Origin of the sequence: Streptomyces sp. sk2.1 (assembly GCF_008120935.1) — a bacterium.
Taxonomy (GTDB): Bacteria; Actinomycetota; Actinomycetes; order Streptomycetales; family Streptomycetaceae; genus Streptomyces.
On the sequence record NZ_RDBO01000077.1, the window covers coordinates 1,546,345 to 1,565,588 of the forward strand.

16 protein-coding genes and 2 pseudogenes are annotated in these 19,244 nt (G+C 72.5%); 17 read left to right on the top strand and 1 reads right to left on the bottom strand.

The window, feature by feature from the left end; all coding sequences use genetic code 11:
* The first annotated feature begins 40 nt into the window (after positions 1-40).
* From EAO76_RS34105 to EAO76_RS34180, 16 genes and pseudogenes are all read left to right on the top strand, one after another.
* The gene (locus EAO76_RS34105; RefSeq protein WP_262375933.1) at positions 41-1,441 is read left to right on the top strand and encodes an ATP-binding protein; all 1,401 of its coding nucleotides are present in this window, start codon (positions 41-43) and stop codon (positions 1,439-1,441) included.
* Positions 1,438-1,863 (top strand): roadblock/LC7 domain-containing protein, encoded by a 426-nt coding sequence (locus EAO76_RS34110; RefSeq protein WP_148839949.1) that lies wholly within the window; start codon positions 1,438-1,440, stop codon positions 1,861-1,863. Before EAO76_RS34105 ends, EAO76_RS34110 begins: the two co-directional genes overlap by 4 nt.
* Entirely contained in the window at positions 1,860-2,213 is a 354-nt protein-coding gene (locus EAO76_RS34115) for a DUF742 domain-containing protein (RefSeq protein WP_148839950.1), read from the top strand. Before EAO76_RS34110 ends, EAO76_RS34115 begins: the two co-directional genes overlap by 4 nt.
* Positions 2,191-2,805, top strand: coding sequence for an ATP/GTP-binding protein (locus tag EAO76_RS34120; RefSeq protein WP_148839951.1), 615 nt, complete (start codon positions 2,191-2,193; stop codon positions 2,803-2,805). Before EAO76_RS34115 ends, EAO76_RS34120 begins: the two co-directional genes overlap by 23 nt.
* The gene (locus tag EAO76_RS34125) at positions 2,802-4,091 is read left to right on the top strand and encodes a cytochrome P450 (RefSeq protein WP_148839952.1); all 1,290 of its coding nucleotides are present in this window, start codon (positions 2,802-2,804) and stop codon (positions 4,089-4,091) included. Before EAO76_RS34120 ends, EAO76_RS34125 begins: the two co-directional genes overlap by 4 nt.
* A 104-nt stretch (positions 4,092-4,195) precedes the next feature.
* Entirely contained in the window at positions 4,196-4,597 is a 402-nt protein-coding gene (locus EAO76_RS34130) for a cell division protein SepF (protein WP_148839953.1), read from the top strand.
* 195 nt (positions 4,598-4,792) lie between these two features.
* Positions 4,793-6,055 (top strand): ATP-binding protein, encoded by a 1,263-nt coding sequence (locus tag EAO76_RS34135; RefSeq protein ID WP_187438878.1) that lies wholly within the window; start codon positions 4,793-4,795, stop codon positions 6,053-6,055.
* Positions 6,052-6,420, top strand: coding sequence for a nucleotide pyrophosphohydrolase (locus EAO76_RS34140; RefSeq protein ID WP_148839954.1), 369 nt, complete (start codon positions 6,052-6,054; stop codon positions 6,418-6,420). Before EAO76_RS34135 ends, EAO76_RS34140 begins: the two co-directional genes overlap by 4 nt.
* Positions 6,421-6,543: 123 nt before the next feature.
* A pseudogene (locus tag EAO76_RS45560) lies at positions 6,544-7,068 on the top strand (DUF6099 family protein); the annotation flags it as partial.
* Between the two features lie 80 nt (positions 7,069-7,148).
* On the top strand, positions 7,149-8,072 hold the full coding sequence (locus EAO76_RS34150; RefSeq protein ID WP_148839955.1) for an LLM class F420-dependent oxidoreductase: 924 nt from the start codon (positions 7,149-7,151) through the stop codon (positions 8,070-8,072).
* 193 nt (positions 8,073-8,265) lie between these two features.
* The gene (gene mmuM, locus EAO76_RS34155) at positions 8,266-9,273 is read left to right on the top strand and encodes a homocysteine S-methyltransferase (RefSeq protein WP_376041146.1); all 1,008 of its coding nucleotides are present in this window, start codon (positions 8,266-8,268) and stop codon (positions 9,271-9,273) included.
* Between the two features lie 44 nt (positions 9,274-9,317).
* Positions 9,318-10,826, top strand: coding sequence for a 3' terminal RNA ribose 2'-O-methyltransferase Hen1 (locus tag EAO76_RS34160; RefSeq protein WP_148839957.1), 1,509 nt, complete (start codon positions 9,318-9,320; stop codon positions 10,824-10,826).
* Positions 10,823-13,396 carry a polynucleotide kinase-phosphatase gene (locus EAO76_RS34165; RefSeq protein WP_148839958.1) on the top strand — a complete coding sequence of 858 codons (2,574 nt, stop codon included), beginning with the start codon at positions 10,823-10,825 and terminating at the stop codon, positions 13,394-13,396. Before EAO76_RS34160 ends, EAO76_RS34165 begins: the two co-directional genes overlap by 4 nt.
* Before the next feature lie 103 nt (positions 13,397-13,499).
* Positions 13,500-14,732 (top strand): arginine deiminase, encoded by a 1,233-nt coding sequence (locus tag EAO76_RS34170; RefSeq protein WP_148839959.1) that lies wholly within the window; start codon positions 13,500-13,502, stop codon positions 14,730-14,732.
* Between the two features lie 123 nt (positions 14,733-14,855).
* Positions 14,856-15,863 carry an ornithine carbamoyltransferase gene (gene argF / locus EAO76_RS34175; protein WP_148839960.1) on the top strand — a complete coding sequence of 336 codons (1,008 nt, stop codon included), beginning with the start codon at positions 14,856-14,858 and terminating at the stop codon, positions 15,861-15,863.
* A 242-nt stretch (positions 15,864-16,105) separates the two neighbouring features.
* The gene (locus EAO76_RS34180; protein WP_148839961.1) at positions 16,106-17,548 is read left to right on the top strand and encodes an amino acid permease; all 1,443 of its coding nucleotides are present in this window, start codon (positions 16,106-16,108) and stop codon (positions 17,546-17,548) included.
* 46 nt (positions 17,549-17,594) lie between these two features.
* Here the strand turns inward: EAO76_RS34180 and EAO76_RS34185 are convergent, their stop codons facing one another.
* Complete coding sequence (locus tag EAO76_RS34185) at positions 17,595-18,026, bottom strand: ATP-binding protein (protein WP_148839962.1); 432 nt, start codon at positions 18,024-18,026, stop codon at positions 17,595-17,597.
* A 244-nt stretch (positions 18,027-18,270) separates the two neighbouring features.
* Between EAO76_RS34185 and EAO76_RS34190 the strand changes: the two are divergent.
* Positions 18,271-19,092: pseudogene (locus EAO76_RS34190) on the top strand (enoyl-CoA hydratase family protein); the annotation flags it as partial.
* Positions 19,093-19,244 lie beyond the last annotated feature (152 nt).

The following is a 19,244-nucleotide window of genomic DNA, read 5'->3' on the forward strand; positions in this document are numbered from 1 at the left end:
GGCCGGACGACCGATCCGACGACAGGAATGCGGTGACGGCATGGGATGGATAGTGGCGGTGATCGCCGTCGCCGCTGCCGTGGCGGCGATGGCCCGGGCGCAGAACGCGGCCCGTGCCGAGTACACGGCCCTGGGCCGGGTCGAGGTGGCCGAGCGCCAGGCGAAGGCGGCCGAGGCCCGCACCGCGGCCCTCACCGAGGAGATCCGCCAACTGGCCCGCAAGCGGATACCCGCCGTCGCGATCGCCCTCTCCCACCCCACCGCCCAGGTCCCCGGACTGCGCGAGGCGGCCGAGATCGACGGCGAGGCGGCCCGGCTGCTCGCCGAGTCGGTGCAGGCGGCCCGCGCGGCCGTCCTGGAGGAGCGCGGACGCGTCGACGCCGCCGCCCGCGCGGCGATGCGCGGCACCTCCGCCAAGATCCAGTCCCTGCTCAACCAGTCGCAGCAACTGCTGCACGAGCTCCAGCACGAGTACGACGACCCGCGCATCCTGCAACTGGACTTCCGCAACGAGCTGGCCCTGCGGCGCACCCAGACCACCGCCGTGCTCTGCGACGCCTGGCCGGGCCTCGCCCGCCAGAACTCGCCGCTCGTCGAGATCGTCCTCGGGGCCCAGTCGAGGGTCGCCGGCTACGAACGCGTGAAGGTCACCAACCACCTGCGCGACGAACGGCTCGCCCTGGTCGCCCGCGCCGCCGAGCCCCTCGCCATCGCGCTGGCGGAACTCCTGGCCAACGCCACCGCCTACTCGCACCCCGACACCGACGTCCAGGTCACCCTCCAGCAGAGCGGCGGCCGCGGCGCCTTCCTGGTGGTCGACGACGCGGGCATCGGCATGGACGACGACGCGCTCGACCGGGCGCGGACCCTGCTGGCGGGGCCGGACGAGGTCCTCCTGACCGAGCTGGGCGACCCGCCGCAGACCGGCTTCGCCGTCGTCGGCCGGCTGGTGGCGCAGTACGGCTTCGACTGCCACATCGAGGCGTCGCCGTTCGGCGGGATGCGCACGATGCTGCGCGTCCCCGCCCATCTGCTGACCGTGCTGGAGAACGACCACACCCTCTCCATCCTCGCCCCCGAACCGATGCGCGCGCAGGCGCCCGCCGTTCCCGAGGCCCCCGCAGCCGCCCCCGCCGTTCCCGTACCGGCCGAGCAGGAGCCCGTACCCGTGTCGCAACCCGCCGCCGGGCCCGCCGCCGGACTGCCCAGCCGCCGTCGGCGCACCCCGCGCCCGGCCCCGGCCCGGCCCGCGCCCGTCGCCGAACAGGACCGCGAACAGGCGCCCCGTACGCCCGAGCAGGCCGGGGCCTCCTGGGCGGCGCTCCAGCAGGGCACCCTCAACGGCAGGAGCCTCGCGGACCGGTCATCCGCACCCGCTCCGGACCACGACCGCCAGGACGACCACGACCACCAGAACGACCAAGGAGACGACAAGCCGTGAGCGCTCCCACCCCCACCACCGGTGACCTCGCATGGGTGCTGACCCCGCTGCTGGAACTGCCCGGTGTCCAGCACGCGGTGGTCGCCACCGGCGACGGACTCGTCGAGGGCGCCTCGCCCGGCCTGGACCGCGCCTCCGGCGAACGGGTCGCCGCCATGACCGCCACGCTGCACGCCGCGGCACGCGCGTTCACCACGGCCTTCACCGACGCCGAGGCACCGTGCCTGGCCCAGACGGTCGTCGAGTCCGACCTGGGCTTCGCCATCGTCGTACCGGCCGGGAACAACACCACCCTCGCCCTGTTCGCGGAACCGGGGGCCAAGCTCGGCGACATCGCCTACCAGATGCAGGTGCAGGTCACCGCCCTCACCCGGGCGATGAACGCACCGGCCCGCAAGCCGGACACCACCGCCCGGCCATGACCGCCGGACCGGGGCGCCGTCTGATCCCCGCCTATCTGGTCACCGGCGGCCGGACCAGGCCCGCCGGTCCCGCGCTCGACCGGCTCGACGTGCTCGTGCGCACCGGCACCGGCCTGCCCCCGGACCTCGGCTCGGAACAGCGCAGGCTGTGCGAGCTGCTCGAACCGGGCGCACTCACCGTCGTCGAATGCGCGGCCCACCTGGACCTGCCGGTCAGCGCCACCGTCTTCCTGGCCACGGACCTCGCCGCCGCCGGGCATCTGCACACCCGACCGCCCATCCCCAGCGCCGGGGAGATCGACCGGTCGCTCGTCGAGAGGCTGCTCGTTGGACTCCGCTCCCTCCACTGAACGCACCGGCGTCGGCTATCTGCCGCCCGCCGCCAGGACCCTGATGAAGCTCGTCGTCACGGGGCCGTTCGGCGTGGGCAAGACCACCCTGATCCGTACGCTGTCGGAGATCGCCACGCTGCACACCGAAGAGGCGATGACCCAGTCCAGCACCCGGCTCGACGACACTGCGGGACTGCCGGACAAGACCACGACCACGGTCGCGATCGACTTCGGCCGGCTCACCGTCCTGGACGACCTGGTGCTCTACATGTTCGGCACCCCGGGCCAGCAGCGGTTCCTCCCGCTCTGGGAGGACATCGCGCGCGGTGCGCTCGGCGCCCTCGTCCTGGTCGACACCCGCAGGCTCGCCGACTCCTTCGCGGTCATGGACATGGTCGAGGAACAGGGGCTGCCGTACGCGGTCGCCGTCAACCGCTTCCCGGACGCCCCCGCCCACCCCGACGAGGTCCTGCGGAAGCACCTCGACCTCGCCCCCGAGACCCCGCTGGTGCAGTGCGACGCCCGCGAACGCCGCGGCAGCATCGACGCGCTGATCGCCCTGGCCGAACACGTGCTGACCCGGATGCCCCGGCCCGAGGACCCGTCATGACACCGTACGCACAGCCGCCGCAGCCCCTCGCGCTGTACGGCCCGGACTTCGCCGCCGACCCGCAGAGCCACTACCTGCGCCTGCGCGAGCACGGCCCCCTCGCCCCGGTCCGGATCGCCCCCGGCATCGACGCCCTGCTGGTCACCGACTACCAGGCCGCCGTCGACCTGCTGCGCGACACCCACACCTTCACCAAGGACCCGCGCGCCTGGCAGGCCACCGTCCCCGAGGACTCGCCGGTCCTGCCCGTGCTCGGCCACCGGCCCACCGCGCTCTTCAGCGACGGCGAGGTGCACGCCCGCTACCGCGCCGCCATCAACGACGGACTCGCCCTGATCGAACCGCACGTCCTGCGGGCCGAGGTCACCCGGGTCGCGAAGCGGCTCATCGGCGAATTCGCCGCCGCCGGGAGCGGCGACCTCATCGCCCAGTACGCCCGTCGGCTCCCCGTGCACGTCTTCGTCACCTGGTTCGGCACGGCCCCGGAGGACAGCGAACGCGTCGTCGAGGCCGCCGCCGGAATGTTCAACTCCGCCGAGAACGCCGCCGCTGCCTACGCCGACCTGGTCGAGGTCGTCACCGCCCTGGTCGCCGACCGGCGGGCCCGTCCGCGCCGCGACCTCACCTCGTACCTCCTCGGTCATCCGGCCGGTCTCGACAACGACGAGACCGTGCGTCAGATCACCCTGATCATGAGCGCGGGCCACGACCCGACGACCAATCTGATCGGCAACGCGCTGCTGCACATGCTCACCGACACCCGCTACGCCGGCTCGCTGCACGGCGGCTCGCTGCACGGTGGCGCGAAGACGGCGTACGAGGCGATCGACGAGGTCCTCTGGCAGGACCCGCCCCTGGCCAACCTGGCGGCCCACTACCCCAGGCACGACACGGAGTTCCACGGCGTACGGCTGCGCGCGGGGCAGCTGGTCCTGGTCTCCTACGCCGCGGCCAACGCCCAGTCCGCGCCCGACCTCGTGAACCCCGTGCCCCGTTCCGGCTCCAGCGCCCACCTGGCCTGGTCCGCGGGCCCGCACCGCTGCCCGGCGAAACAGCCGGCGCTGCTCATCGCCATGACCGCGATCGAACAGCTCACCAGCCAGCTGTGCGACGCGGAACTGGCAGTTCCGGTCAGTGCGCTGAAGTGGCGTCCGGGGCCCTTCCACCGTGCGCTGGTCCGGCTTCCGGTACGGTTCACCCCCGTCGACATGACTGCGGAAACCGAGCGGAACCGGCCTTCCGGGCACGGGCCCGAGGAGTCCTCGGCGGTGTCGATCGGCCGGTGAACCGTGTCGGTGGTACGCCGAACGGGTGAGTGGCGAGAGAATTGCACGATGAACAGCGAGCGCAGCGGGCGCAACGCGGACCGAAGCACAGACGGGGTGGTCCGGTGAGCAGGTACGACAGGTACGACGTCACGGACGAGCAGTGGGAGGGGCTTGCCCAGGTCGTGCCTCTGCGCAGCCGCAACGAGTGGCCGTCCAGGGTGGACCATCGCACGGTCCCCGAGGAGAGCGCGGCGAGCGAGCAGCGACGACTCGTCGTCCTGCGGGTCCAGGTCTTCGCGGACGCCCGGGAGGTGGCCGAGTACCTGGTCGCGCAGATTCCGGTGCTGCTCGACCTGACCAGCGCCGAGACGGACGTGGCCAAGCGGATCCTGGACTTCACCAGCGGGGTCGTCTTCGGCCTGGAGAGCGGCATGCACCGGGTGGACCGGAACGTCTTCCTGCTGTCGCCGGTCGGCATGGAGGTCGAGGGAGTCGCGGCAGCGGCGGGAATCCCCGGCTCGTAACAGGCCCCCACGGACACACGGGTCCCACCGGCCCCTCCGGAGCTGGGCCCCCGGGCCGGGATGTATGGCCCGCACGGCCCGTGCGGGCCATACATCCCGGCCCGGGGGGCACGGCGGTTCACCGCGTAGCCCGATCGTAGGAAGGTCGTTCAGGCGGAACGGTTCGGCAGTTTGTGCCCTGCGTACGGTCCGCCCATGACTGCTCTCCGCCCGGATGCCATTTCCCCGTCCCCCGCCGACCTGTCCGAGCCCGCTCCCGCACCGGCGGCCGCCGGTGCGGGACCGTCCGGCGGGCGGGCCCGTTCCGCCGAGCGGGGCCGCGTCGCGGGGCGGAGCCGCCCGATCGGCCCGGTCGTCACCGAGTTACGGCTGTCCGCCTTCGCCTCGCATCGGGGCGCGACCTTTCCCCTCCGCCCGGTCACGCTCTTCGGCGGGCCCGGCGGCAGCGGCAAGACGAACGTGCTGCGGGCGTACGGGGCGCTGGCGCGGCTGGCCGACGGGGAACCGCTGGAAGCGGTGTTCCCGGATCCGGGCGCCTGCGTGCCGGAGGGTGCCGTGCCCGACGCCCAGGGGCGGCGCGGGTTCCGGATCGGCTGCACGGCGGACGGCCCGGCGGGCCCGGTGCGGCTCGATGTCGCCGTCCAGACGGAGCCCACCCTCCGGATCGCCGGCGAGCGGCTCACCGGCGGCGGCGAGACCCTGCTCACCACCGCGCTGCGCGACCCGGGGCGCTCGACGGTCCAGGCGGCCTGGCACACCGCCGACGTGGTCCCGGTGACCCGGGCGCCGCTGCCGGGCGACCGGCTCGGGACGGCCCTGCTGCCGCTGCGGGTCGCGGGCCGGACCGAGGGGCAGTTACAGGTCCTGGCCGCGGCCGAGCAGATGGTCGTGGCCCTGCGGTCGGTCTTCCGGTGCGAGCCGCAGCCGCGGCGGATGCGGGCCCCCGCGCCGCCCGGCGCCGACGGGCTGCGCCGGAGCTGCGAGAACATCGCCGCGGTGCTGGAACGGGTGCACGCGAGGTCCGCCCGGCGCCGCGCCCGGCTGGTCGCGGCGGTGCGCGCGGGCTGCGCGGGGCCGGTGACCGGGCTGGACGTCGAACGGCTCGGGGACGGATCGCTGAGCGCGGCGGTCGCCCGCGGCGAGGGGCGTGCCACGCCGATCGGGCGGCTCGGCGACGGCGAGCTGAGATACCTCGCGCTGGCCCTGGTGCTGCTCACCGGCCCCGGGGTGCAGGCGGTGGACCCCGCGGGCGAGGTGCCGTCGGCCGTGCAGCCCCTCACCGTGCTGACCGACGGGTTCGACCGGGACCTGGACGGACGGCAGTTGCGCGAACTCCTGTCGCTTGCGGTGTCGATCGGCGGGGCCGGACATCTCCGGCTGCTGGGGACGGTCTCGGAGTCCGGCGCGGCAGGGGCCCGGGAGGTCCCCGGGGTGTCGATGGTAGACCTGGGTCCGTGACGGAACTCGATGTACGGGCCCTGCAGCAACGACTCGCCGCGTTCGCGGCCGCGCGGGACTGGGAGCGGTACCACACCCCGAAGAACCTGGCGGCGGCGCTGAGTGTCGAGGCGTCCGAACTGGTCGAGATCTTCCAGTGGTTGACGCCGGAGGAGTCGGCGCGGGTGATGGAGAGCCCCGGGACGGCGCACCGGGTCGCGGACGAGGTCGCGGACGTCCTCGCGTATCTGCTGCAGTTCTGCGAGGTGTTGGGGATCGATCCGCTGGAGGCGCTGGCGGAGAAGATCGACCGGAACGAGGCCCGATTCCCGGTTCCAGGGCTCCCGGACACCTCCGAATCACCTGACCGTCACTCTTCGGAGTGATCAACTTGCCCACAATCGATTTTGTGTCCACAGATTTCCGAATTCCTCTGGCTTTTCGGTGCCGGTGACCTCACTGTGGGTAATGGATGAGGTGAGCGGCTTTTCGTATGGACGGGGGAACGCATGGAAGCGGAGCGGCTGGTCGGGGTCAGTCGGCGTGCGCTGGCTCAGAGCAGGGGAACGCCGGACATCATCGCGGAGGCATGGCAGGCCCAGGCGCTGGCCCAGGCGATCGGCAGCCGCCTGGCCGCCGACGGCCCCAAGGCGTTACGGGCCGAGGCGCGCGGACTCAGCGAGATCGGCGGGCGCAGCGGTGGGGCGCTGGACCACCCGGCGGCGCGGGCGGGGGTGGCCCGGGCCGCGCAGCTCTCGGAGCTGGCCGAGCCGAGGGCGACGCTGACGGGCCTGGGCGCGCTGCTGGGCGAGGTGGGGATGGCCCTGGTGGGGGTGGCCTGCGAGACCGACGAGCAGAGTCTCTACTGGCAGTGCATGGAGGCGATCGACGCGGCCGACGAGTCCATGGACCGGGTGCACGGGATGCTCCGCCGCCTCGACGAGCAGGACCGGGAGCGGCAGCAGGATCTGGAGCGCGGCAGGGAGCGGGACGGTCCGTACGGCGCGGCTCGCGGCCCGGCGGGCTCGACGGCGGCGGAGCATCCCGTGCACCCGGTCCATGGAGGAGGGAGGCGAGGAGGAAGGCCCGGTGTCCGGAGGTGCAGGATGGATGCATGGATCTTCGAATCTTCACCGAGCCCCAGCAAGGGGCGAGCTACGACACCCTGCTCACCGTCGCCAAGGCGGCCGAGGACCTCGGCTTCGACGCCTTCTACCGCTCCGACCACTACCTCCGCATGGGGCCCGGGGACGGGCTGCCCGGCCCGACCGACGCATGGATCACCCTGGCCGGGCTGGCGCGCGAGACCGAGCGGATCCGGCTCGGCACCCTGATGACCGCGGGCACCTTCCGGCTGCCCGGTGTGCTCGCCATCCAGGTCGCGCAGGTCGACCAGATGTCCGGCGGGCGCGTGGAGCTCGGCCTCGGAGCGGGCTGGTTCGAGGAGGAGCACAAGGCGTACGGCATCCCGTTCCCCAAGGAGAAGTTCGGCCGGCTGGAGGAGCAGCTGGAGATCGTCACCGGGCTGTGGGCCACCGAGGTCGGCAAGACGTTCAGCTTCGACGGCACCTACTACCAGCTCACCGATTCGCCCGCGTTGCCCAAGCCGGCGCAGGCCAAGGTGCCGGTCCTGATCGGCGGCCACGGCGCGACGCGCACGCCGAGGCTCGCCGCCCGGTACGCGGACGAGTTCAACATCCCCTTCGCCTCCCTGGAGGACAGCGAGAAGCAGTTCGGCCGGGTCCGGGACGCGGCCGGGGCGATCGGCCGCGACCCCGACGACCTGGTGTACTCCAACGCCCTGGTGGTCTGTGTGGGGAAGGACGACGCCGAGGTGGCACGCCGTGCTTCCGTCATCGGCCGTGAGGTGGCGGAGCTGAAGGCGAACGGGCTCGCGGGCTCGCCCGCCGAGGTGGTCGACAAGATCGGCCGGTACGGCGCGATCGGCTCGTCCCGGATCTACCTCCAGGTCCTGGACCTGGACGATCTGGACCACCTGGAGCTGATCGCCTCCCAGGTGCAGCCCCAGCTCGCCTGAGCCGAGGCGGGGGCCGGGCCCACCCGGGCCGGGGTGCGGCCCCGGTTCGTCCGAGCCGWGGGCGGGCGGTCCGGGGCCGGGCGGTCCGGGAGACCGGCCGGAGCGACCCCGGTCCCGGCCCCGCCCGGCCCGCACTGTCCCGTTCCCTGCCCCGTTTTCTGTTCCGATGTGTGAAGGACCGAGGGAGTCACCCGTGCGATCCGCCCGTGCAGCCGACGGCCCGGCCGTCCCCGAAGGCCCCCGGGCCGGTGCGGGGCCCGGCCGTACGCTCGAACGCGCCCTCGCGCAGGGGCCGGTCCTGCTGGACGGAGGGCTCTCCAACCAGTTGGAGGCGCAGGGCTGCGATCTGTCCGACGCCCTGTGGTCGGCCCGGTTGCTGGCCGACGGGCCCGAACAGATCGAGGCGGCACACGCGGCCTATGTGCGGGCGGGCGCGCAGGTGCTCATCACCTCCGGGTACCAGGCGACCTTCGAGGGGTTCGAGCGGCGCGGCATCGGACGGGCGGAGGCCGAGGAACTGTTCGCCCGCAGTGTGCGGCTGGCGCGGCGGGCGGCCGACGCGGTGGAACGGGACGTCTGGGTCGCCGCCTCGGTCGGCCCGTACGGGGCGATGCTGGCGGACGGCAGCGAGTACCGCGGCCGCTACGGGCTCTCCGTGCGGGAGCTGGAGCGGTTCCACCGGCCCCGGATCGAGGCGCTGACCGCCGCCGGGCCCGATGTGCTGGCGCTGGAGACGGTGCCGGACATCGACGAGGCCGAGGCCTTGCTGCGGGCGGTGGAGGGGTGCGGGCTGCCCGTCTGGCTCTCGTACAGCGTGGCGGGCGACCGGACCAGGGCCGGGCAACCGCTGGAGGAGGCGTTCGCCCTGGCCGCGGGGCGGGACCAGGTGATGGCCGTGGGGGTGAACTGCTGCGACGCGCGGGACGCGGACCGGGCGGTGCGGGTGGCCGCCGAGGCGGCGGGCAAGCCGGTGGTCGTCTACCCCAACAGCGGCGAGCGGTGGGATGCCGGGAGACGGGCCTGGACCGGTGCCCCCACCTTCGATCCGGGGCGCACGAGCGCGTGGCGAAGCGCCGGGGCCCGGCTGATCGGCGGCTGCTGCCGGGTCGGCCCGGACCTCGTCGCGGAGCTGGCCGGGATGCTCGGACGGCCGGTGGCGGAGCGGCCGGAAGAAGGGGGGACGGCACGCCCGGGCGGGTGAAATTACCTGGTGGGGGAGAAGTGGACCGGACCATACTCGGACGTGTGTTCCTGACAATCAGTACGACCGGCATCCCGGAACGTCCCGCGACCGACCTCGGCTTCCTGCTGCACAAGCATCCCGAGAAGGCGCAGGCGTTCTCCACCTCGCACGGCACCGCGCATGTCTTCTACCCGGAGGCATCCGTCGAGCGCTGCACCGCGGCGCTGCTGCTGGAGGTGGACGCCGTGGCGCTGGTGCGGCGCGGCAAGGGCAAGGGCCGGGGCGGCGCCCCCGACGCGGCGCTCGCGCAGTATGTCAACGACCGCCCGTACGCGGCCTCCTCGCTGCTCTCCGTCGCGATGAGCACGGTCTTCAAGTCCGCGCTGAGAGGGGTGTGCCGGGCTCTGCCGGAGCGCGCGGCGGCGCCGATGCCGCTGCGGATCGAAGTCCCCGCACTGCCCGCCCGGGGCGGCGCGGAGCTGGTGCGCAAGCTCTTCGGGCCGCTCGGCTGGGCGAGCGTGGACGCGGTGGCCGTACCGCTGGACGAGCAGTTCCCGGAATGGGGGGACTCCCGGTACGTACGGCTGGTGCTGGAGGGCGAGCTGCGGCTGGCGGACGCCTTGCGGCAGCTGTACGTCCTGCTCCCGGTGCTCGACGACGCCAAGCACTACTGGGTGGCGCCGGACGAGGTGGACAAGCTGCTGCGGGCGGGCGAGGGATGGCTGGCCACCCACCCCGAGCAGAAGCTGATCACCAGTCGCTATCTGTCCCGGCGCTGGGGTCTGACCCGGCAGGCGACGCAGCAGCTCGAAATGGTACGGCTCGCGGAGTCGGACGACCTCGACGTCGAGAGCGTCGACAACGCCGTGGACGAGACGACCGACACCGAGGAGAAGCCGGTGCCGCTCGCCGAGCAGCGGCGCGCCGCGATCCTCGGGGCGCTGCGCACCGCGGGCGCGAGCCGGGTGCTCGACCTGGGCTGCGGCCAGGGCCAGTTGGTGCAGGCGCTCCTGAAGGACGTGGGCTTCACGGAGATCGTCGGCGTCGACGTCTCCATGCGCGCCCTGGCCATCGCCTCGCGCCGGCTGAAGCTGGAGCGGATGGGGGAGCGGCAGGCCGGCCGGGTCACGCTTCGGCAGGGCTCGCTCACCTACACCGACAAGCGGCTCAAGGGATATGACGCCGCGGTGCTCAGCGAGGTCGTCGAGCACCTCGACCTGCCGAGGCTGCCCGCGCTGGAGTACGCCGTGTTCGGGTCGGCCCGTCCCCGCACGGTGCTGGTGACGACGCCGAACGTCGAGTACAACGTCCGCTGGGAGACGCTGCCCGCCGGACAGGTGCGCCACAACGACCACCGGTTCGAATGGACCAGGGCCGAATTCCGGGACTGGGCCGGGCAGGTGGCCCGGCGACACGGGTACGAGGTCGCCTTCGTTCCCGTGGGGCACGACGACCCCGAGGTGGGACCGCCCACCCAGATGGCCGTGTTCACGATGGCCGACAGCAGGAACGAGAACAAGCACGACAGCAAGAACGACAACGGGAACGAGAAGGAGGCGGAAGCCGCATGACCGGTACCTCGCGCACACTGCCGGTGACCGACCTCTCCCTCGTGGTCCTCATCGGGGCCAGCGGCTCCGGCAAGTCCACCTTCGCCCGCAAGCACTTCAAGCCCACGGAGATCGTCTCCTCGGACTTCTGCCGCGGGCTGGTCGCCGACGACGAGAACGACCAGAGCGCCAGCGGTGACGCCTTCGACGTCCTGCACTACATCGTGGGCAAGCGGCTCGCCGCCGGACGGCTGACCGTCGTGGACGCGACCAGCGTGCAGTCCGAGAGCCGCAGGCAGCTGGTCCAACTGGCCCGCAGCCACGACGTGCTGCCCATCGCGATCGTCCTCGACCTGCCCGAGGAGGTCTGCGTCGCGCGCAACGCCTCGCGCCCCGACCGCGCCGACATGCCGCGCCATGTGGTCCAGCGCCACCGCCGCGAGCTGCGTCGTTCGCTGCGCGGCCTGGAACGCGAGGGCTTCCGCAAGGTGCACGTCCTGCGCACCGAGGAGGAGGCGGAGAACGCCGAAGTGGTGCTGGAGCGCCGCTACAACGACCTGCGCCACCTCACGGGCCCCTTCGACGTCATCGGTGACATCCACGGCTGCAGTTCCGAGCTGGAGACCCTGCTCGGCAAGCTCGGATACGTCGACGGCGCGCACCCCGAAGGACGTACGGCGGTCTTCGTCGGCGACCTCGTGGACCGCGGCCCCGACAGCCCCGGAGTGCTGCGCCGCGTCATGGCCATGGTCGCGGCGGGCAACGCCCTGTGCGTACCGGGCAACCACGAGAACAAGCTCGGCCGTTACCTCAAGGGCCGCAAGGTCCAGCACACCCACGGCCTCGCCGAGACCATCGAGCAGCTGGACCGGGAGGACGAGAGGGACCCGGCCTTCCGCGGACAGGTGCGGGAGTTCATCGAGGGGCTCGTCAGCCACTACGTGCTCGACGGGGGCAAGCTCGTCGTCTGCCACGCCGGGCTGCCGGAGAAGTACCATGGACGCACCTCCGGGCGGGTCCGCTCGCACGCGCTCTACGGGGACACCACCGGCGAGACCGACGAGTTCGGCCTGCCCGTGCGCTACCCGTGGGCGGAGGAGTACCGGGGCCGGGCCACCGTGGTCTACGGCCACACCCCGGTGCCCAGCACCTCCTGGGTGAACAACACCATCTGCCTGGACACCGGCGCGGTCTTCGGCGGGAAGATGACCGCGCTGCGCTGGCCGGAGCGCGAACTGGTGGACGTACCGGCCGAGAAGGTCTGGTACGAGCCGGCCAAGCCGCTGGCCACGGAGGCGCCCGGCGGCCGGGAAGGACGGCCGCTGGACCTCGACGACGTGCAGGGCCGCCGGATCGTCGAGACCCGGCACATGGGCCGCATCGCGGTCCGCGAGGAGAACGCCGCCGCCGCGCTCGAGGTGATGAGCCGGTTCGCCGTCGACCCCCGGCTGCTCGGCTACCTCCCGCCGACCATGGCGCCCACCGCGACCTCGCACGAGGAGGGCTACCTGGAGCATCCGGCCGAAGCCTTCGCCCAGTACCGGGCGGACGGGGTCGACCGGGTCGTGTGCGAGGAGAAGCACATGGGCTCGCGCGCGGTGGCGCTGGTCTGCCGGGACGCGGCCGCCGCCCGCGAACGGTTCGGCGTCGGGGCCGCACCCGGGGAATCCGGCGCCGCGGGCGGTCCGACCGGGGCGCTGTACACCCGCACCGGGCGGCCGTTCCTCGACGACGACGCACTCACCGAGGTGATCCTCGGCCGGCTGCGCGAGGCCGTCACCGCCGCCGGGCTCTGGGAGGAGTGGGGCACCGACTGGGTGCTGCTCGACGCCGAGCTGATGCCGTGGTCCCTCAAGGCCGGCGGGTTGCTGCGCTCGCAGTACGCCGCGGTCGGCGCCTCGTCCGGCGCCGTCCTCCCGGTGGCCGACGCGGCCCTCGCGGCAGCGGCGGCGCGCGGCGTGGACGTGGGCGAGCTCGCCGGGCGCCAGCAGGGGCGCGCCGAGGACGCCGCGGCGTTCACCGAGGCGTACCGGCGTTACTGCTGGAGCACCCGGGGCCTGGACGGGGTGCGGCTCGCGCCGTTCCAGATCCTCGCCGTCCAGGGGCGCTCGCTGGCCGCCGTGCCGCACGACGAGCAGCTGGCCTGGCTCGACCGGCTGGTCGAGCACGACCCGACCGGGCTGCTCCAGGTCACCCGTCGGCTCGTCGTCGACACCGGGGACGAGGCGTCGGTGCGCGCCGGTGTCGACTGGTGGCTGGAGATGACCGGCCGCGGCGGCGAGGGAATGGTCGTCAAGCCGCTCGCCGCACTGGTCCGGGACGACCGGGGCAGACTGGTCCAGCCGGGCATCAAGGTGCGCGGCCGGGAGTACCTGCGGATCATCTACGGGCCCGAGTACACCCGCCCGGAGAACCTGGAGCGGCTGCGCGGCCGGTTCCTCGGGCACAAGCGGTCGCTGGCGCTGCGGGAGTACGCGCTGGGGCTCGAAGCGCTGGACCGGCTGGCCGAGGGGGAGCCGCTGTGGCGGGTCCACGAGGCGGTGTTCGCGGTGCTGGCCCTGGAGTCGGAGCCGGTCGACCCGCGGCTCTGAGCGGCGGCGGGCGCGGGTCGCCGGCGGGTGCGTCGGTGGGACCGGCGGAAACCCGCTGGCGATTCGCCGGGTGAACGGCGCTCCGCACGGTGAGGATGAAGGCATGGGATTCCATGTCGACTCCGAGACCGGGCGGCTGCGCCGCGTCATCCTGCACCGCCCCGATCTGGAACTGAAGCGGCTCACCCCGAGCAACAAGGACGCGCTCCTGTTCGACGACGTGCTCTGGGTGCGCCGTGCCCGGGAGGAGCACGACGGCTTCGCGGACGTGCTGCGCGACCGCGGGGTGGAGGTGCACCTCTTCGGCGATCTGCTCCGTGAGTCGCTGGACATCCCGGTGGCCAGACGGCTCGTCCTGGACCGGGTCTTCGACGAGAAGGAGTACGGACCGCTCGCCACCGAGCATCTGCGCACCGCCTTCGAGGAGTTGCCCAGCATCGAACTGGCCGACGCGCTCGTCGGCGGGATGACCAAGCGGGAGTTCCTGGAGCGGCACGGCGAGCCGACGTCCGTCCGCTTCCACGTCATGGACCAGGACGACTTCCTGCTGGACCCGCTGCCGAACCACCTGTTCACCCGGGACACCTCGGCCTGGATATACGACGGGGTGTCGATCAACGCGATGCGCTGGCCGGCCCGGCAGCGCGAGACCGTCCACTTCGAGGCGATCTACCGCCACCACCCCTTGTTCACCGGGCCCGAGGCCGGTGCCTTCCACCACTGGTCGGAGGGGCAGGACGACTACCCCTCCACCATCGAGGGCGGCGACGTGCTGGTCATCGGCCACGGCGCGGTCCTGATCGGGATGAGCGAACGCACCACACCGCAGGCGGTGGAGATGCTGGCCCGCGGACTGTTCGACGCCGGTTCGGCGCGTACGATCGTGGCGCTCGACATGCCCAAGCGCCGCGCGTTCATGCACCTCGACACGGTGATGACGATGGTCGACGGCGACACCTTCACCAAGTACGCGGGTCTGGGCATGCTCCGCTCGTACACCATCGAGCCGGGGGACGGGCCCAGGGACCTGAAGGTCACCGACCACCCGCCCGAGCACATGCACCGGGCGATCGCGCACGCCCTGGGGCTGGACTCGATCCGGGTGCTCACGGCCATCCAGGACGTGCACGCCGCCGAGCGCGAGCAGTGGGACGACGGCTGCAACGTCCTGGCCGTCGAACCGGGCGTGGTCGTCGCGTACGAGCGCAACGCCACCACCAACACCCACCTGCGCAAGGAGGGCATCGAGGTCATCGAGATCCGGGGCAGCGAACTCGGCCGGGGGCGGGGCGGCCCGCGCTGCATGAGCTGTCCGGTGGTGCGCGACCCGGTGTAGGGGCGGCCCCGCACGGGGGCGGGGAGCGGCACGGACACACCACCCTGTATAGCGATGCATTGTGTCGTATACACTTCCAGTGTCAGTGCATGCGTGAACCCCGCCCGACCCAGGAGCCGCCCCATGGCCATAGACCTCGCAGGCCGCCACTTCCTCAAGGAGCTGGACTTCACGGCCGAGGAGTTCCGCGGCCTGGTCGACCTGGCGGCCGAGCTCAAGGCCGCCAAGAAGTCGGGGACCGAGGTGCAGCGGCTGTGCGGCAGGAACATCGCGCTGATCTTCGAGAAGACCTCGACCCGTACCCGCTGTGCCTTCGAGGTGGCCGCCGCCGACCAGGGCGCGTCCACCACGTACCTGGATCCCTCCGGCTCGCAGATGGGGCACAAGGAGTCGGTGAAGGACACCGCCCGGGTCCTCGGCCGGATGTTCGACGGCATCGAGTACCGCGGCGACAGCCAGGCCGCCGTCGAGGAGCTGGCGGCGTACGGCGGCGTCCCCGTCTTCAACGGGCTCACCGACGACTGGCACCCGACCCAGATGCTCGCCGACGTCCTCACCATGACCGAGCACAGCGACAAGCCGCTGGAGCGGATCGCCTTCGCCTACCTCGGGGACGCCCGCTTCAACATGGGCAACTCGTACCTGATCACCGGCGCCCTGCTGGGCATGGACGTCCGGATCGTCGCTCCCGAGGCGTACTGGCCCGACGGAACGGTCGTCGCCGAGGCCCGCCGGCTGGCCGCGGGGAGCGGCGCGACCATCACGCTCACCGAGGACATCGCCACGGGCGTCCGGGGAGCCGATTTCGTCGTCACGGACGTCTGGGTCTCGATGGGGGAGCCCAAGGAGGTCTGGGCCGAGCGCATCGCCGCCCTCGCGCCGTACGCCGTGACCATGGACGTGCTGCGCGCCACCGGCAACGCCGACGTGAAGTTCATGCACTGCCTCCCGGCCTTCCACGACCTCGGCACCGAGGTGGGGCGGCAGATCGAGGCCGCGCACGGGCTGGCCGAGCTGGAGGTCACCGACGAGGTCTTCGAGTCCGCGCACTCGATCGTCTTCGACGAGGCCGAGAACCGGATGCACACGATCAAGGCCGTTCTGGTGGCGACCTTGGCGGACCGCGGCTGACCGTTGCATGGGCATACGTCCGATTGGGTGAACATGCGGACAGGTGGCTAATATGTTGCCTCTTGGTGGGGTTCGGGCTCGCACGCTCGAACCCCATTTCCGTGCGCGCCGCCGGTTCCGGAACCGGCACGGGCCCGTCCCCCGGGGCCCGTGCCGGCGCCGGGACCGGTGACGGAGCCCGGAGTCCCCACGGCTCCGGCGCGCGTCCCCCCACGTGTTCCACCAGAGAAGAGACCGACCCCGTGAGTCCGCTGCGCCCATCGAGTCCCGCGCGCCCGTCCGGGGCCCGCGTCAAGAGCCCCCACCAGCTGATCGCCGAATCCGGCGCCGACCTGGAGGGGCACGGGCTCAAGCGCACCATGGGCCTCTTCCAGCTCGTGTGCTTCGGCATCGGCGCCGTCGTCGGCACCGGCATCTTCGTGGGCCTCTCCGACAGCGTCGCCGAGGCGGGTCCGGCGGTCGTGCTGTCCTTCGTCCTCGCCGCGATCACCTGCGTCTTCACCGCCTTCTCCTTCGCCGAGCTGGGCAGCGCCATCCCGGTCTCCGGCAGCTCGTACTCCTTCGCCTACGCGACCCTCGGCGAGCGCGTCGCGTTCCTCGTCGGCTGGTGCCTGCTGCTGGAGTACGGCGTCTCGGTCTCCGCGGTCGCCGTCGGCTGGAGCCAGTACGTCAACGAACTGCTGGACAGCCTCTTCGGCGCACAGCTGCCCGCCGCGCTCTCGGCGGGGCCCGGAGACGGCGGCGTGATCAACCTGCCCGCCGTCCTGGTGGTCATGATGGCCGCCACCCTGCTGGTGCGCGGCGTCCGGGAGAGCGCCGGGGCCACCGCCGCCATGGCGATCCTCAAGATCACCATCCTGCTCCTGTTCTGTGCCATCGCCTTCACGGCCTTCGAGCGGGGCAACCTCACCCCCTTCTTCGCCCACGGCCCGGCCGGGGTCACCGCCGGGGCCTCGCTGGCGTTCTTCTCGTACATCGGCTTCGACGCCATCACCACCGCCGGCGAGGAGGTCAGGAACCCGCGGCGGAACATCCCGATCGCGATCATGATCTGCATCGGCCTGGTCACCCTGCTCTACTGCGCGGTGGGCCTCGCCGCGATCGGGGCCCTGGGCCCGGACGCCGTCGCGGACCGGCCCGCGGCGCTCTCGATCGTCGTCGACCAGGTCACCGGTTCGACGGTCGGCGGCGGGATCATCGCCTTCGGGGCGGTCGTCGCGATCGCGTCCGTCGTGCTCGCGGTGATGTACGGGCAGACCCGCATCCTGATGTCGATGTCCCGGGACGGCCTGATCCCGCGGGTCTTCGAACGGGTCTCGCCGCGCACCGCCACCCCGGTCGCCAACACCTGGATCGTGGCGGTGGTCTTCGCGGTCCCGGCGGCCTTCTCGTCGCTCGACGTGGTGGTGAACCTGACCACCATCGGCACGCTGGCCACCATGGTCGTGGTGAACCTCGCGGTGATCGTGCTGCGCCGCCGCAACCCGGAGGTGCGGGGATCGTTCCGGGTGCCGCTCTATCCGCTGAGCCCGCTCCTGGGCGTCGGCTTCTGCCTCTATCTGATGTACGGAACGGGCTGGGCGACCTGGCTGCAGTTCGCGGTGTTCCTGGCCGTCGGCGCGACGGTGTACGCCTGCTACGGCCGCAGCCGCTCCCGGCTGGCCGTCGCGGACCCGGGCCGCTGAGGGCGCCCGGCCGGCTTTTGGGGCGCGCCGCCGGGGCGGGGCCGGGTCAGTTCTCGGGCACGAGGGCGGGCAGGGTGAACCACACCGCCTTGCCGTGCTCCGTCGCGCGGTGGCCGCAGGACGAGCTGAGCGTGCGGATCAGCAGCAGCCCCCGGCCGTGCTCCTGCCAGGGGTCGGGCTCCTCGCCGGGCTGCGGGAAGGTGAGGCCGCCGGGCGGGGCGGGGGCGCGGTCGTGCACCTCCACCTGGCAGCCGGTCGGCAGGAGTTCCACCACCAGCTCGATGGGTTCGTCGCTCCCGGTGTGCTCGACCGCGTTGGCGACCAGCTCCGCGGTGAGCAGCTCGGCGGTGTCGGCGCAGGCCGACGCGTCGATGTCCGAGAGCGCGGTGCGGATCAGGGCGCGGGCGATGGGAACGGCCGCCGTCGAGTGCGGCAGGTCGATCCGCCACGCGAGGGGAAAGGGGTCATCGGGAGACACGGCATGGCTTCCCTTCCGGGACGAGAGGGCTCTCTGCGACGAGAGTGTTCTCTGCGGATCAAGACTTCTCCTCTTCAACCTTATGAACCGCAAAAAATCGGACAAGGGACTACCGACAGGTATGCAAGGGACGTTGGACACTTCTTTCCCGTCCTCCCTGTATTGCGTTCTCGTGACGGAAGTCACGCACGGGTGATAAGTTCGGTCGCAGGTAGCAGCCGACGGCTGAAGGGGAGCCCCCTCCATGAGCCCGTTTCCCAGCTCCGCCCGCCGCACGGACGAGTGGCGCCATCTGCGGCTGACCGTGGACGACGGGGTCGCCACCGTCACTCTCGCCCGGCCCGAGAAGCTCAACGCGCTCACCTTCGGCGCCTACGCCGACCTGCGCGACCTGCTCGCCGAACTGTCCCGCGAACGTGTCGTACGGGCCCTGGTGCTCGCGGGCGAGGGTCGCGGCTTCTGCTCCGGCGGGGACGTCGACGACATCATCGGCGCGACGCTCGCCATGGACACCGCCCGGCTCCTCGACTTCAACCGGATGACCGGACAGGTCGTACGGGCCCTGCGTGAATCCCCCTTCCCCGTTGTCGCCGCCGTACACGGAGTGGCCGCCGGCGCGGGCGCCGTTCTCGCGCTGGCCGCCGATTTCCGGGTCGCCGACCCGTCCGCCCGGTTCGCCTTCCTGTTCACCCGGGTCGGCCTCTCCGGCGGGGACATGGGCGCCGCCTACCTGCTGCCGCGCGTCGTCGGCCTCGGCCACGCCACCCGGCTGCTGATGCTCGGCGAACCGGTCCGCGCCCCCGAGGCGGAACGGATCGGGCTGATCAGCGAGCTGGCCGAGGAGGGCCGGGCGGACGAACGGGCGGCGGCGCTCGCCCGCCGCCTCGCCGACGGACCGGCCCTCGCCCTCGCCCAGACCAAGGCGCTGCTCACCGCCGAACTCGACATGCCGCTCGCCGCCGCCGTCGAGATGGACGCCGCCACCCAGGCCCTGCTGATGCACGGCGAGGACTACGCGGAATTCCACGCCGCCTTCACCGAGAAGCGGCCCCCGAAGTGGCAGGGCCTGGGTGGCGGCGTCCATCTCGACGGCGGCGGCGAGCGGCATGTCGAGTTCGGCGGTGAGCAGCGCCTTGGTCTGGGCGAGGGCGAGGGCCGGTCCGTCGGCGAGGCGGCGGGCGAGCGCCGCCGCCCGTTCGTCCGCCCGGCCCTCCTCGG